General features: G+C 42.4%; 14 protein-coding genes, 2 tRNA genes and 1 pseudogene. 11 read left to right on the plus strand and 6 right to left on the minus strand.

The window, feature by feature from the left end; all coding sequences use genetic code 11:
* Window positions 1-39 precede the first annotated feature (39 nt).
* The 11 genes and pseudogenes from HQR03_RS12750 to HQR03_RS12795 form a co-directional block, all read left to right on the plus strand.
* Window positions 40-1,077 (plus strand): ABC transporter substrate-binding protein, encoded by a 1,038-nt coding sequence (locus HQR03_RS12750; protein ID WP_173240394.1) that lies wholly within the window; start codon window positions 40-42, stop codon window positions 1,075-1,077.
* A 489-nt stretch (window positions 1,078-1,566) separates the two neighbouring features.
* On the plus strand, window positions 1,567-2,469 hold the full coding sequence (locus HQR03_RS12755) for an ABC transporter permease (protein WP_025651417.1): 903 nt from the start codon (window positions 1,567-1,569) through the stop codon (window positions 2,467-2,469).
* Between the two features lie 61 nt (window positions 2,470-2,530).
* Window positions 2,531-3,325: an ABC transporter ATP-binding protein gene (locus tag HQR03_RS12760; RefSeq protein ID WP_025651418.1), complete on the plus strand. Its 795-nt coding sequence runs from the start codon at window positions 2,531-2,533 to the stop codon at window positions 3,323-3,325.
* 179 nt (window positions 3,326-3,504) lie between these two features.
* Window positions 3,505-5,847, plus strand: a complete 2,343-nt coding sequence (locus HQR03_RS12765) for an FdhF/YdeP family oxidoreductase (protein WP_173240395.1) — start codon at window positions 3,505-3,507, stop codon at window positions 5,845-5,847.
* A 62-nt stretch (window positions 5,848-5,909) separates the two neighbouring features.
* Window positions 5,910-6,998, plus strand: a complete 1,089-nt coding sequence (locus HQR03_RS12770) for a formate dehydrogenase accessory sulfurtransferase FdhD (RefSeq protein ID WP_244952036.1) — start codon at window positions 5,910-5,912, stop codon at window positions 6,996-6,998.
* A gap of 818 nt (window positions 6,999-7,816) precedes the next feature.
* Window positions 7,817-9,466, plus strand: coding sequence for a sodium:solute symporter family protein (locus HQR03_RS12775; RefSeq protein WP_198551926.1), 1,650 nt, complete (start codon window positions 7,817-7,819; stop codon window positions 9,464-9,466).
* Window positions 9,467-9,553: 87 nt separating this feature from the next.
* Window positions 9,554-9,688 carry a putative transporter small subunit gene (locus tag HQR03_RS14130; protein WP_217271599.1) on the plus strand — a complete coding sequence of 45 codons (135 nt, stop codon included), beginning with the start codon at window positions 9,554-9,556 and terminating at the stop codon, window positions 9,686-9,688.
* Between the two features lie 192 nt (window positions 9,689-9,880).
* Window positions 9,881-9,954 (plus strand) — tRNA-Cys (locus HQR03_RS12780).
* A 124-nt stretch (window positions 9,955-10,078) separates the two neighbouring features.
* Window positions 10,079-10,165 (plus strand) — tRNA-Leu (locus HQR03_RS12785).
* A gap of 163 nt (window positions 10,166-10,328) precedes the next feature.
* Complete coding sequence (locus tag HQR03_RS12790) at window positions 10,329-10,592, plus strand: Arm DNA-binding domain-containing protein (RefSeq protein ID WP_173240397.1); 264 nt, start codon at window positions 10,329-10,331, stop codon at window positions 10,590-10,592.
* Between the two features lie 62 nt (window positions 10,593-10,654).
* Window positions 10,655-10,831 (plus strand): annotated as a pseudogene (locus tag HQR03_RS12795) (transposase); the annotation flags it as partial.
* A 191-nt stretch (window positions 10,832-11,022) separates the two neighbouring features.
* Here HQR03_RS12795 and HQR03_RS12800 read toward each other — a convergent pair.
* From HQR03_RS12800 to HQR03_RS12825, 6 genes are all read right to left on the minus strand, one after another.
* On the minus strand, window positions 11,023-12,210 hold the full coding sequence (locus HQR03_RS12800) for a DUF6708 domain-containing protein (RefSeq protein WP_173240398.1): 1,188 nt from the start codon (window positions 12,208-12,210) through the stop codon (window positions 11,023-11,025).
* 2 nt (window positions 12,211-12,212) lie between these two features.
* Window positions 12,213-12,404, minus strand: a complete 192-nt coding sequence (locus HQR03_RS12805) for a hypothetical protein (RefSeq protein WP_173240399.1) — start codon at window positions 12,402-12,404, stop codon at window positions 12,213-12,215.
* Window positions 12,405-12,562: 158 nt separating this feature from the next.
* The gene (locus HQR03_RS12810) at window positions 12,563-13,120 is read right to left on the minus strand and encodes a hypothetical protein (RefSeq protein WP_173240400.1); all 558 of its coding nucleotides are present in this window, start codon (window positions 13,118-13,120) and stop codon (window positions 12,563-12,565) included.
* 43 nt (window positions 13,121-13,163) lie between these two features.
* The gene (locus tag HQR03_RS12815; protein WP_173240401.1) at window positions 13,164-14,087 is read right to left on the minus strand and encodes a hypothetical protein; all 924 of its coding nucleotides are present in this window, start codon (window positions 14,085-14,087) and stop codon (window positions 13,164-13,166) included.
* 9 nt (window positions 14,088-14,096) lie between these two features.
* Window positions 14,097-14,573, minus strand: a complete 477-nt coding sequence (locus tag HQR03_RS12820) for a hypothetical protein (protein ID WP_173240402.1) — start codon at window positions 14,571-14,573, stop codon at window positions 14,097-14,099.
* 148 nt (window positions 14,574-14,721) lie between these two features.
* The gene (locus tag HQR03_RS12825; RefSeq protein WP_173240403.1) at window positions 14,722-15,465 is read right to left on the minus strand and encodes a hypothetical protein; all 744 of its coding nucleotides are present in this window, start codon (window positions 15,463-15,465) and stop codon (window positions 14,722-14,724) included.
* Between the last annotated feature and the right edge of the window lie 185 nt (window positions 15,466-15,650).

Consider the following 15,650-nt stretch of genomic DNA (forward strand, 5'->3'; position numbering starts at 1 on the left):
TAATGTACGGACACATTATTATTTTCAGGAGTGAGACCTATGTTGTATCAAAATTTTGGACGTTTTAATTTTAGTAAGGCGCTACTACTAGGCGGCGTTTGTACCGCTATCTTGACTGGCTGTAATCAACCAGCGCAAGATGCTAGCGGCACTGATGCTGCCGCCAATGGCGATACTGCCACAGAAATGAAGACGGTGGCTATCACTGCTATCGTTGAGCATCCAGCACTTGATGATGTGCGCAAAGGCGTCATCGATGAGCTTAATGAGGCCGGCTTTAAGGACGGTGAAAACTTAACGGTGAACTTCCAAAGCGCCCAAGGCAATACAGCGACTGCAGGACAGATTGCCAAGCAATTCGTCGCAGACAATTCAGATGTTATCATCGCGATTGGTACGCCATCAGCGCAGTCAGTAGCTGCGGCGACTAGCACCATTCCTTTAGTATTTTCGGCAGTCACTGACCCAATCGCAGCCAAACTAGTCACAAAACTAGATGGCTCTGGTACCAATGTCACTGGCGGCTCTGATGCACTGCCTTATGAGCCACAAATCGAATTGATGCGTCAAATCATTCCTAGCTTAAAGAACGTCGGCTATGTTTATAGTCCGGGCGAAGTTAACTCAACAATTATCTTAAAAAACTTAAAAGAGAAACTGACACCACTAGGTATCAATGTCCTCGAAGCGCCTGCTCAGCGTAGTACTGATATTGCCATGGCCGCTCGTAGCCTCGAAGGTAAGGTCGATATGATCTATACCTCAACCGATAACAATGTCGTATCGGCCTATGAGTCACTATATCAAGTCGCTAAAGAAAGCAAAATCCCACTGATTGCGTCTGATACCAGCTCGGTTGAACGCGGCGCGATTGCTGCCTTAGGCGTAAACTATTACGATCTTGGCCGCGAAACTGGTAAAATCGTGGTACGCATCCTAAATGGTGAAAAAGCGGGCGCTATCCCTGTCTATACGCCGCAAATGCTTGATTTGTACGTCAGTCCAAATCATGCCAAAGAACAAGGCGTTACTTTGCCACAAGCAGTTATCGATAAAGCAAAAGAAGTGGTAGAATAGCGCACCTTTATACTTGGCTTTTATTAGCAGCTGCTAGGTAAACGATAATTTGACTATATAATCAAATTTTATCGCTTAACGTCAGGCTATGATGCCAAATGCTTAAAAAAGAAACCCAGCTATGAGTCAGTAGGCTGGGCTTCTTGTTTAAGCAGTGCTGGTTTGACTGGTTGTTGCTTAATGGCTTTTTATTTAAGGCATTGCTTATAAGGTCGTGTTTGCTTATACAGTCATTGTGCAGTATCTAAATCTCTAATATTTATGAATAAAAGCTTTGAACCAAGGTAGCTTATGATAGTTTTTCATCGTGATATGTTTTGGTTTACCCTAACCGCAGATTGCTTAATCTGTTAAATTCACCGCTTAGCCGTTTAGCGAAAGCTGACTGTTAGATTTATAGATAAGTGCGCGTTTATACGCTATTTATTTTATGAATTAATGATCAGAACATGCATTGCTGAACGCTTGGTTATGACTTATTGATCTCTTATGTCTTTAATTGCTTTTTTTGGTGCGCTTGAAAGTGGTCTGATTTATGGCCTAGTGGCACTTGGTGTGCTGATCTCATTCCGCACCCTCGACTTTCCTGACTTGACCGCTGATGGTAGCTTTCCATTAGGCGGCGCCGTCGCGGGCATCTCTATCGTCGCTGGTGTCAATCCATGGTTGGCATGCGCTTTTGGTATGCTAGCAGGTTCAGTCGCTGGTATCGTCACTGCATGGTTGCACGTCAAACTTGGCATCCTGCAACTACTTGCCAGTATCTTAGTGATGGTCGCTCTATATTCTGTCAACCTACGCATCATGGGTGCGCCGAACTTGCCACTACTGGGTGAAACCACGGTATTTAGTACCTTAGTGACAGATGGCAATGGGTATTGGATGCGCTGTCTGATTATTGGTGTGGTCATACTGCTTGCCAAGTTATTCTTAGATTGGTTTTATAGCACTGAAACTGGCCTATCTATGCGTGCAACTGGTTCAAACCTCCGTATGGCCCAAGCGCAAGGCATTAATACCTCTTGGATGACCATTATCGGTATGGCTGTCTCTAACGGCCTAATTGCACTTGCAGGAGCGTTGTTTGTGCAGACCCAAGGTGGCGCAGATATCTCTATCGGTATTGGTACTATTGTCATTGGTCTAGCAGCCGTTATCATCGGTGAGACTATCATTCCTGCCAAACGTATCTGGCTCATTACCTTTGCGGTCATCGTCGGTGCGGTACTATACAAGCTGTTTATTCAGGTCGCGCTATCGAGCGACACGCTGCGTAGTATTGGTTTTGGCCCGCAAGATTTAAACTTGATTACCGCTCTACTCGTGGTATTGGCTTTGGTATTACCAAAAGCGAAAACCAAGTTTTTATCGCGCAAAGTTCGCGTTCAATGATAGCCAATACAGACGGTAAATAACCGTATTAAGCTTGAAGAGACAATAAGGAATAACGATTATGATGCAAGCCACTGATTTACGGTTGACCTTTAACCCGGGCACGCCTATCGAAAACCCTGCACTGCGTGGTATTAATCTAAACATCGCTGATGGTGAATTTGTGACCGTCATTGGTACCAATGGTGCTGGTAAATCGACATTTTTGAACGCTGTAAGCGGCACCACGCGCGTCGATAGTGGGTCAATTTTATTAAATGGTATTGATGTCACTAAGAAAACTGCCCATCAACGCGCTCATTGGGTCGCGCGTGTCTTTCAAGACCCAATGGCTGGAACTTGTGAAGCTCTGACCATTGAAGAAAACATGGCATTGGCCTATAAACGTGGTGGCAAACGCGGTCTGAGCTTTGCGCTAAATCAGAATAACCGTGATTTGTTTCGCGAAAAACTGGCCGTTTTAAAATTGGGCTTAGAGAACCGTCTAACCGACCGTATGGGTCTACTATCCGGTGGTCAGCGCCAAGCAGTCAGTCTGCTAATGGCCTCTTTGCAGCCTTCTAAGATTTTATTGCTAGATGAGCATACTGCTGCCCTCGACCCTAAAACTGCTGCTTTTGTTTTAGAGTTAACGGATAAGATTGTGACTGACAATAAGCTCACGACCATGATGGTCACCCACTCAATGCAGCAAGCATTGGCACATGGCACACGTACCGTCATGCTACACCAAGGACAAGTCGTACTAGATGTTGCTGGTGATATTCGTAAAGATATGACGGTGCACGATTTACTTGATATGTTTGAGCAAACACGCGGCGAAAAAGTTGAAGATGATAGCTTAATATTGAGTTAAATAATTTAGCAAATACTTTGGAGCTAAATATAAAAACGCCTGTTTAATAGCAGGCGTTTTTTGTTATCAATAGTTAATGATCCTACCAAGTTTTGGTCAGTCATTATATAGTTGCTATATCAATACCTATATCAAAACCTACTTATTATTCTTATCGCTATTTATCTATGAGGTCTGCCATGCGCAAAATCCCTGTTTATACTCATCCTGCTGCTGGTTGGCCTGCTCTGATTGCCTCTACTCGCAAACTCATGGATTATAAGGCTTTTTTGCGTGGTAGCTTGAGTGTATTAAACAGCAATCAACCCAAGGGTGGCTTTGATTGTCCAGGCTGCGCATGGCCAGATCACAAGTCACACAAAGCGCTAGATGTCTGTGAGACAGGCATCAAGGTGCTGGCAAGTGAAACCATGTCTACCCGTGCAGATGCACAGTTTTTTGCCAAGCACTCGGTCACAGAGCTACAAGGTTGGTCAGGGTATGAGTTAGAACATATCGGTCGATTATCCGAACCGCTATACTACGATGCCACGCAAGATCATTATCTACCCATCTCTTGGCAAGCCGCTTATGAGCATGTCGCTGAGCAGTTGGAACAGCTTAATTCACCTGACGAAGCACTGTTCTATACCTCAGGTCGCGTCACTAACGAGCCTGCCTTTATGTTTCAGTTATTCGTCCGCTGTTTTGGTACTAACAACCTACCAGACTGCTCTAACATGTGTCACGAACCAACCTCGGTCATGCTTGGCAAGCAATTAGGCATCGGTAAAGCGACGGTGAAACTAGGGGATTTTGAGCTAGCCAAATTGATATTGATGTTTGGACAAAACCCGGCAACCAACCATCCCCGTATGCTTGAGATGCTTGCCCACTCTCACGAGCAAGGATGTCGAATCATCTCGATAAATCCTATGTGTGAACAAGGCTTAAGTAAGTTTAGAAACCCGCAAAAACCAACTCATATGGCGGCAGGACAGAGTGATGACATGGTCGATGAGGTCGTTCAAATTCAAATCGGTGGTGATGCGGCTCTACTGACGGGTTTGGCTAAATGGCTGATTGAGAATGATAAAATTAATACTGACTTTATTACAACCCATACCTCTGGTTTTGAGCCATTGAAACAGTGGTTGACCGAACAATCATGGGCAGATATTCAGCTTGGTTGCGGTATTTCTCAAGCAGAAATTATTAATCTTGCTAAGCTGGTGGCCGCCAGTCCAGCGACTATTTGCACTTGGGGTATGGGCATAACCCAGCATGTGCAGGGCGATGACAATGTCGCTATGATTACCAATTTGCTACTGTTGATGGGTATGATAGGTATTGACGGTGCGGGTGCGTCACCTGTGCGGGGTCACTCCAATGTGCAAGGCGATCGCACCATGGGTATTCATGAGCGTCCCAAGCAAAGCTTACTTGATAGCCTAGAACGTGTGTTCGAGCACCCAATGCCACAAGACAACGGTCTTGATGTCGTTGCAGGGGCAAAAGCGATGATACAAGGTGATATTAAGGCTTTCTTTAGTATGGGTGGCAACTACTCGGTTGCAGCGCCTGACTCAAATAACATCCAACGAGCATTGACCAAAAATAAGCTTAACGTCTTTGTTGGCACCAAGCTAAACGAAACCATGCTGTATCCGGGTGAAAATAACCTCATTCTACCTTGTGTCGGTCGTACCGAACACTTAATCACGGCTAAAGGTGAGCAGTTTGCCACAATTGAAGATTCAATGTGTCAGATAGTACCCACTCAAGGTAGCCTCAAGCCCATCAGCGATACGCTAAAATCTGAAGCACAGATAGTCGCCGATATTGCAACCCAGATGTTTGGCTCTGACTCAGCCATTCCTTGGCAAGCGATGGCAGAAGACTTCGATTTGATTCGTGATTATATCGCCCAAGCTATCGATGGCTTTGAGAACTTCAACGTGCGTATCCGTGAGGCTGAGCGCGGCTTTCATTTATATCATGCGGCTCGTCATCGCGTGTGGAACACCGATAGCGGCAAAGCGCAGTTTGAAGTACCAAAATACCCGATTACTCATGTCGCAAGCCAAATGGCAGAGAAAACGTCCACCTCTAAAATTGATGCCCAAAATGCGCAAAATACTGATGACAGTCAACACTCGGAGCAGAAGATCTGGCAGTTGACTAGTGTACGGAGCCATGATCAATTTAACACCATGATATTTGGTTATCAAGACCGTTATCGTCAGACCAATCGCCGCGACGTTTTGTTTATGCATCCTGATGAAATGACACGATTGGGTTGGCAAAAAGGCGATCATGTTGTGGTGTCGCGTCAAGACAGCCATGGTGAGCAACGCACATTGGGACCTTTGATACTTACCGACATGGATATCGCCGCCAACGCTGTGGCTACCTACTATCCTGAATGTAATGACTTGTTTGATTTGGACACGCATGCGCCAGACTCTCATATCCCTGCCTACAAGTCTGTTACCGTGGCCTTAGAGCGCGTCAATGCAGGCGAGTTGGCAGCTTCTGCTTAAGATAGTTTGCAAGATGAAAGGTGAGTTATGTCAACAATGATAAAAGACTGTCAGCACTTATAATGACTAAATTAAACACTCAAGCTTCAGCCATCGATATGTCTGAAGCGACGGCAGAATCTACTGTGACACCACTATCGCGCGCGCATTTGGTACAAAAATATTACTATGCACCTACAGAATCAGGTGGTAGCCAGCAAGCGTATATTGAAGATCAATCAGCAAATTTGGTCGTAGAAGCAGCGATTTCTATTATCATTAACGGCATTCATTATGCAGTATTGATGGCAAGCCCTTATCAGCTAGAATATCTAGCGATAGGCTTTTTGTTCAGCGAAGGTTTGATTCAACACAGCCATGACTTATTAGACTGGGAAGTGACCCAGCTGACAGATATGGCAAGCTATCAAAGATTTACTCAAGACTCAATGGATGAAAATGATACGGCTGGTTCCTTTGAGCAAACCTTAGCACAGCTGCAGGATTACGATATTTATGTGGTGGAATTGACCTTAAATCAGCGCAGTCATCAGCGCATCCAAGCCCAACGGCGGCAGCTGGCAGGGCGTACAGGGTGCGGTATGTGCGGTATCACAGGTTTGACCCAAGCGTTGCCTGACCTAAGTGGCTATAAATCAAATAACCATTCACAAGAGCATTTTCAAAGAGACTTAGAAAGAGACTTAAAGAGTGACTTAGAAACTAATTTGGCAAGTGGATTTCATGATAAAAGTCAAAATCAACCCGAAAATAGTGTTAGAAACAAAGCTGCGATGCCAAGTTTTGACTACCTATTGCAAATACGCGCACAAGTAGATGCGACCCAACATACCCATCAACTAACAGGCGCTGTCCATGCGGCGGCAACCATGCAAGGGCAACACTTACATCTCTTTGAAGATGTCGGCCGTCACAATGCCCTCGACAAGCTCATTGGCTGGCAACTACGACACAAAGTAGATGTCGACTGTGTAGTGATGACCTCGCGCCTATCGATCGAGCTGGTACAAAAATCCATTCGTAGCCAAATACCTTGGTTGGTCGGTATGTCTGCACCCACTAGCACTGCCGTGTGTGTCGCAGAGCGCTATGGCTTGGGGTTGGCAGGATTTTTACGTGATAATAGAGTGACTTATTACTCTGGTTTTTAAAACATGGCGGTTCTCTATCCTCCCAATTCAACAAACTTCATCCTATTAATTTCATCTCTTCCTTAGCACGACCCTATCTTATATATTCCATTAAAATCAGTTGTTTGCCCTCTCTCTCCCTCTATGAGCATGAGCGTTTAGTGATGGCTAATGCATGTCTATCTATGGATAAATTTGAGATTACGTAAATAATAGGTTACTCTTAGTGCACGAACATGTTACATACATTTAACATGGCTGTAGTTTTATTTATCAATAGTAAGTAATTTTCGTTGATTATAACGAATAACTTTATTTGAGATGATGAACACGGATAATGCGTCACATGCGATGATTGGATAAAACGCTATCCAAAACGTTGCTTATTTCAGCTGATAAAGCTGTCTAAATTTAGCTCAGGCCAAGATATTATGGTCTCGTGCTTATCTGTATCTTGCTAAGCGGACATGGTATATGAGTCTGTTTTAGCATCCAGCTACTATCGAGTATGCATACTTGACAGCGTAATGGCTAAGCCATTAACAGACGCATATTGAGAGTTGCCGCTATTGTTTTATTTATGACTAGTGTGGTCAACAACCCCCACTACCATAGGCAGCTGCACCTCACTTTATTATTAATTTGTCATGACAATTTGTGTCATCGCTATTGATATGCGCGAATCGTATGCGCTCTATTAATGTGCTTTATAAGTTCTATTGTCATAACACCTACTGCAGTAGGCACAAATCTATTTCTAACCGTTAAGGGGTAATCAATACCGCTTAACTTTTACTCATTTAAAACAATTGCGAGGTATGAATTTGAAAACTGAGTCATTGTTCCAATTTTCGGCGCTCACCATTATTTTATTATTGGTCGCGTTTTACGGCGGTACCTATCTCTTATCTTTATTAATCAAAAAAGACAAAGAATCTACCACTGGTTTTATGGTTGCAGGTCACGGTGTTGGCTTCGGTATGGGCGCGGCAAGTATGACCGCCACCTGGATTTGGGCCGCTTCCTTTTATGCCGCTGCCACCTCTGGCTATAAATACGGCGTATCAGGGCCGATACATTACGGCTTTTGGGGCGCGCTGATGATTTTGTTCATCTACCCTTTTGGGATGCGCTTTCGTGAGCTTGCTCCCAACGGTCACACTTTAGGTGAGCTTATCCACGCCCGCCACGGCTCATCAAGCCAATTAATTTTAGCCATATCCAACCTTATGGGCAGCTTAATTAGCTTGATGGTCAACTTTACCGCTGCTGGGGCATTGGTGTCAGTATTGTCACCATTATCATTCCAAACAGGGGTAATTATCGCGGGTGTCGGGGTATTGAGCTATACCTTAACCTCAGGGTTTCGTGCTTCAGTCTTTACTGATTTTGCCCAATTGGTCGCTTTAATGGCGATTGGTGTCATCATTATTCCAGCGGTACTATTCTCCATGGGTGGTCCCGAAGTGATGGTCAGCGGACTATCGAACTTGACCTTAGAGCAGCAGGATTTCTTTTCCTCTGAAGCCTTTTTTCAGCAAGGTGCACCCTATTTTGTCGCAGTATTGGCCTATGCTATCGGTAATCAAACCATTACCCAGCGCTTATTTGCCATTGATAAAACTAAAATTAAGGCGACATTTGTTACCGCCACAGTCGGTTATGCCGGTATCGTCATTGGGCTTGGTATGATTGGCTTAATGGCTTTGACCATTGGCATCGAACCACTTGATGGCAATATGAACAACTTGATTCCACAAATGGTCAGTATGTATCTGCATCCGGTCTTTATTGCCTTATTCTTTATTTTGGTCATTGGTTCGTTATCTTCTACAGCTGACTCGGATTTGTCGGCGCTATCAACCATCATGATGGCTGATGTTTATGCCAAAAATATCGCCAAAAAAGGTGGCATCAAGCCAAAAACTATGATGCTCGTCGGTCGTGGCACGATGATTGTCGCGACGGCAGCGGGACTCATCTTTGCCAGCTTCAAGCTTGATATTCTAGTGATGCTGGTATTTGTTGGTGCCTTATGGGGTGCAATTGTTTTCCCTGTCATCGCCAGTGTATTCTGGAATCGTGTGACCAACGTCGCCTTTACCTCAGCAGTTATTGTCGGGCTTTTATTATTCTGTGTGGCGCGTTTTGAGTTGATACCTATTGTTGGCATCACCGCCTTATTCTTTGAAATCTTAGCCAGTGTCGGTGGCGCGGTGGTCATCGGTCTGATGGTATTTGGTTTCTTAGGTCGTAAGATTGGCATGGGCGCGGCTGCTATTACCTTGGTGCTGATGTTAATGTTTGCGACTGGGTTCTTACGCCAGTACATGATCCTACTCGCTTCACTGACCGCTTACGGTGCCAGTACTATCGTTTGTGTGGTCGTCAGTCTCATGGGTGATGAACATTTCGACTTTGATCTGATCAAACAACGTGTTGGTGACTACGATAAAAAGCCCAAAGTAGCACCCATAACAAAGAGCTAAATAACAGTAGCCCTGACGGATATCTGGTAACACCTAGCAAGTCACTTGCTAAGTGTTACCTATCAATGAATACTATAAGGAGACAACATGGATAGCACGCTTATCTACGGATTATATATTTTAGTCTGGCCAGCGATTACCTTGGGGGTGCTGGTATTGATTTGCACCGCCACCTATCGCGACATCAAAAAAGCCCAACGTAATAATAAAGACATTATTTAACAGCTTAGACTGTATTATTTTTTATACACACCTCGCTAAGCAATAGCTTGTCGAGGCGCGCATATGCTTGATTAAATGGTTCAAATAAACATGAATAATGCTTAAATACTCTTAATCTAATAAATAACGAGCGTTTATCAAAAAAATGACTTGTAATTTATTATATTTTTGCTAATATAGGCCACCTTGATTGGCTGGATGGCAGAGTGGTCATGCAGCGGACTGCAACTCCGTTAACGCCGGTTCGATTCCGACTCCAGCCTCCAATTATTTATTAACTTTACGTTAATTTTGGCTTGCATTATTAGCATAACCGCTTATAATAGCGAGCACTTATCTAGTAACTAGACGGTCTATCAGCTAGCTTATGTTAAAGATAAAACAATTTTTGCCCGGGTGGTGAAATTGGTAGACACAAGGGATTTAAAATCCCTCGCTAGCAATAGCGTGCCGGTTCAAGTCCGGCTCCGGGTACCATTATATAGTTCTATACTATCTTATAGAATAACTAAAGCCCCTGATCTCAGGGGCTTTGTTGTATCTGGCGTTCTATACTGTCCTGCTCTATCTATCCCAATCCATGCATCTGATGTACACTACTATGTACACTGGTTTTTAAATGTACATTGGGGTGTCAGTTATGGAAGCACGCAAACCTATCAGCTCCGACCGCAGCATCAGCAGTCATAAAGTCGATGACAAGGAATATCTGGTCTCTGTCAAAAACCATCCCATGCTGTATCTCATGGTCAGACCTAACGGCACTAAGTCTTGGGTTTATCGATACCTGTCTCCTACTCACTCAAAAAATAAACGTATATCGCTTGGCGTATATCCAAACGTCTCATTCGCTCGTGCCTGTGAGATTTGGCGTGACTATGAAGAGCTACTAAGTCGTAATTGAGCTATGCTGAAGAAACCGTACACCTAAACTTGGTAAACTAAGCGTATTAATCGGAGTTTATCATGACTAAGAAAGTAAGAACCTACAGTAACGAATTCAAAGCCGAAGCCGTTAAGAAGATAGCAGATAATAATGGCAATATCTCAGCTACTGCAAAGCAGTTAGGTATTGCCATGCAAACGCTATCAAACTGGCATAACAAAGCCAATCAAGGCAAGCTTGTCGGTACAGAGCAATATGGGGCGTGTTGAAGAATGAGCTGGTATATCATGAGGATTACAAAACCAGATTTACAGCCATAAACGATAGCGGTATAAGGACGGTCAATAGGATTGTGAAGCTCACTGATATGTGTAGCGAAATCGTCGCGTAATTGCATTTACCGCCTTCTTATTTTTCTAAGCAATCATATGCATAGTAAAAAATTTAATCACACTAAATGAAACAAATGCAGTAGCTTATAGGCTAGCCCTGTGTCGTAGCCTTTAATTGCCCCTATCATATCAATAAAAAATGCAAAAACGAATAACATGACGATACCAAATAAAACAAGCAAGATACTATATACTAGCTTTTTCCAAATAGGTTGGTTGGCGTCTTCTATATTGCCTTCGGGTAGATATTTGTTTAGATCGTGCGGATCATTGGGATCTATCTGACATTCAGCTTCAATCTCAGAACTGAACTTGGGGGTAATGCTGGTGTTGATAGATAAGAGACGACCTAGATAGCGTAGCCATGCTGGAATCAGAATTGCGGCTGTTCCAATATCTGGTTCAAAGGCTTGTTTGGGGTATTCAAGATTGTCAAAAGGATTGAGTAAGTATATAAAAGCGCGTTTAAAAGAAACTAAAGGGGTTTCTCTTTTTTTATGTACAGGATGAATATAACGAATAGCATTTTTTACTTCTTCAAGCCGCTTGTCATTGCCTTCCATATAGCAACGGACAAATTCAAAATGATAAATTAAATAATCACTAGCACTTAGGTAGACAAAGGGCAAACTAAACATACCAGTAATGGTCATACCATCGTCAGCAAGGGTGATACCACGAACATCACCACCATCTTTATAAGTAGTTGCCATGTAAAACTTTAATTCGTCCCAGTCAAAGATCTCGACTTTGCGATTAGCTTGGCGGACATAGACTTTGCGCGTCTTACGGTTAAAGCGTATGGGTAGATAGGTATAGGTGAATAGCTCGGTTGAGAGTAGAGCAATTAACATTAAGAGCAAAAGTAACATTAGAAAACCACAACACATCAAAAATACGCTGAAGAATATTGGTGGTTCTTTGTCAATAGTTATAGCAAAAGTTTGAATAATTGTATAAAAAATATAGCTAGCTATAACTAGGAAAAATAGCGCCCAAGCAGTTATATCACCACGTATTCTATCTTGACGTCCTGTTAACTCCATATAGGTTGAGTTAAACTGCACGACAGTGCGCTGCGGATAAAGCGGTACTTCGTAACCTTGCTTTTTATCTAACCATTTAAAATCTTTGATTTCTTGAACTCGACCACCTAACACTGTGCCAAAAGTGCCGTCTACTTTTTTACCTATTTCCGAGTATTTAAATCTAGCGAAGGGATCTCTACCGTTAGTGTCAATCATAATTAATCATCCCCAAGGTCAATATCTTCGCCAACCACAGCGCGGTCAAACTGCTCAAGCGTATGCTTAAGTGACCAATTATTGCTATCTGTACCCCATATACCATGTTTGAGCCAATTCTCCATACCTGTCTTTTTCCAGTAGCCGATAAATAGATTGATACCAATGAATGCAATTAGAACAAAGACGCCCACACCTGTAAATACTGTAAAACCTAATAGGTAGGTTGAAGCAAGACCGGTTACAGCTGAACCTCCATAGGCTTTACTAATAACGTAATTATCATTCTTACCTGCTGTATAGCTTGAATTTAAATCGAACCCTGCAAATGTTGCTTTATCTGTTTATAACCTCACTCCTCATCATTCAATGCCTTAAGCATCTTAAAAAGATTATGAGTGGCATTGGCTTCTAAACCGTTGTAATTCACAAGAACCAATTCATCTAAACTGTCTGTTGTCTGATTACTTCTTGGGTTTATCAGACCTTGTATACCAACTTTGACTGACACTTCACTATGCTCTGATACAAACTGTATAAGTTGCTGCCTGAGCTGCTCTTGATGCTCGTTTCGGGTAATAATAAGTAGCTTACCGCCTGAAACTTCTAATATAAGCTCATCACCTCTTAATACTAAATCTCCAAAATAACGGTCAGTCCCTCCTTCATACTCACTGATTGGAATATCATCAGGATTTCTAGCAAATTCAGAGTTGTAAATTTTATCGTATTCCCTTGCAAGCTCTTCTAGATACTCCAATCTGAGTTCTTCTGCATTTTTAGACGTATTATCGGTGTAAGAAGTATCAGCAGCAATAGTGAGTTGCGACTGACTAACTCCTAGCGCAAACAGTACAAACACCCACAACCATACCCTAAATGTAGCCTGTGAAACTGAACGATTTAACATATATAAAGCTCTTTTATTATTAATTGATAAGGTGTAAATTATCTTAACCGTTTAACTGATTGGTCTCATTAAAATACCAAATGGTTTTCCATTCAAGTCGCTTCATCTTTGGCATGATGTCACCTGCTTCAAAGTGTTTAACATCCTTACTGGATGGTGACCACCAGTGACCAGTCTGTGGACAGGGCTTACCCGACTCGCAGCGTAACCGTTTTGGCGCGACATTCTGGCTATCACCACCACTATCCGCGATACGCTCAACCAACATCCAAGTAACAGGCGCCATACCGACCGCTTGCATGGTTTCTGGGTCATAACCGACATAGGCTTCATTTGCCAACATGCCATCCAATAACACTTGAGCACTGGCATCTGCTCTACTAGGTACATAAATACCTGCAACAGGGACAACTTCATCTAATTCAACGCTATATTGAGGATTGAGGCGATAAATAGGCCACGATTCGGGTGGGTTAAGCGGTCCTCGCGATTCAGTACTATAATCTTCCATTAAATCACCAATACACCAACCAAAATAACTGGTTATTTCCATATTAAAAGCACGCAAACTCGCCTCTTGGCGCCACTTCTCATAATCCAATTGTTGCTGCTCTGGCATCCAGTCGGTATCATAATCCATACTGATAGCGCGAAAATCACTCTCAACATTACCACCATATCTTATTGCTATTAAATCGCCATTTAACAGCTCTTGATAGCCAATATTAAGACTATCTAAAGTATCACGTAAGTTCGGTAATACGCGCTCGCCCCAGACGATATCAGGTTGTCTGTTAATAGGACGCGTACGATAATCAAAGGGTAAATCATTGACGAATAGCTCAAGCGCGTATTCAGCGGCTTCTAGCATAGTTGCAAAGGCATCACGCATCTCTTTAAAGTAAGCAGGTGAACTATAGCGCTCTAGTAGGTAAATCTCTTGCGGTCTTATAATGTAGTTGTCCATTTTTATTATTTAAAGACCCTTATTAAGAATTATCTTTTTATCGCATGACTCCCCTTCTATTCCCCTAACTTCCGTATGAGTGTCATAAATGTCAATTTCGTAGCTGCAAAAACCTTTTTCTGAAATACTGAAGGTTCTTCCCTGACCTTTGTATGCAGGTTTTCCGTCAATGTTCATATCAGTAACATGCCATCCAATATCAATATCGACGGGAAAATCCGCTAAAAGGGCGTAGTTACTAACATAATAAAGATCTTTTTCATTTACATCTAAAACTATACGTTTTTCCGATTCCATCTCTTCTAAGGTAATCTCAGTATCACTATCTTCGGTCTCAAACTTTGAAGTATAAAGCGTAAAACTTGTTTGATTATTCAAAAAAATCTTGTTTGAAGAATTTGTATGCATACATCCTAATAGGCTACTTATAGCAAATAGCATATTTGGAATTACTATGTATTTTATTAACTTTTTATTTAAACGCATTATGATTCCTTTTTATTCTATAAATAACATACATGAGTCTGTTTAGAATATGGCAAGTCTGAATCAGCTGTAAAATCTAATATTTTTAATATCAGATATTCGGTGACGTATGTTGCAGGATAAGGTTTTTCAAACAAATCTATACCTATTAATAATCATCTAAATAGCCTAAAAATAGCGCATAAAACAACCCAATAATACTAAGTATAAACAGCGTATGTAATATCCAAATAATACGCCAGCGCCATAAAAATCGCTGACTTTGGTTATTTATCACTTTGGTGCGGTATGGATCTATGTTGGGATCTAGATATGGATTAGGCTTATCTCTTGGATATTTCAAATGTTGATATTGTGGCTCGCTAATGATGTTGCGGCCTTTAGATTGTAACCAGCCGCCACCAAGTTTGACGTAGGCTTGTAGTATCAGCAGTGGTATGTACCACGGCCATACTTTAAAGTTTTGGGTAACACCATAGCTGGGTAAAATACTGTCGGTATAGAGATATATTTTATGCTCTTTTGTTGTTTTTGGCGGATCAAAGGGAATAATAGGCGGTAGGCTATCTGCGTCTTTTTCCATATAATTACGGATAAACTGCCACTGCGCTCGGGCATAGGCGTCGGATGTCGCTGGAAATGAGGAGACCAGCTGATTGACGATGTTGCGTTTATTATCTAGCCAGTTGAGCTGTAAAAAATAGGTTCTACTCATCCCCCCTGCGCTGACGATGTTGACGCTTTTAACACTAGCATGAATGTCTTGATAAGGTAGCTCGTTGATGCCATGGTAGTCTACTTTTATTTTACCGTCTTCTCGGGTGACATCAAATTGTAAGATACGTTGGTCAACCTTATCAAAGGCGTCAATGGGTACGTCATTGTCAGTCATTTTGGAGACTTTGCGTAGCATAGCTACGGGAAGTACGAAGGTCATTAAAATTAAAACTATACCAAGTATTGCTGTGTAGTGGCATAATAAAATTGGACAGCCTATAAGGGGTTATACTAACTCAAAGAAGGAACATAGTATGACTACCAAACGCCGAGAATACACCCGAGAATTCAAACTTGAAG

Origin of the sequence: Psychrobacter okhotskensis, assembly GCF_013248965.1 — a bacterium.
Classification (GTDB): Bacteria; Pseudomonadota; Gammaproteobacteria; order Pseudomonadales; family Moraxellaceae; genus Psychrobacter; species Psychrobacter okhotskensis.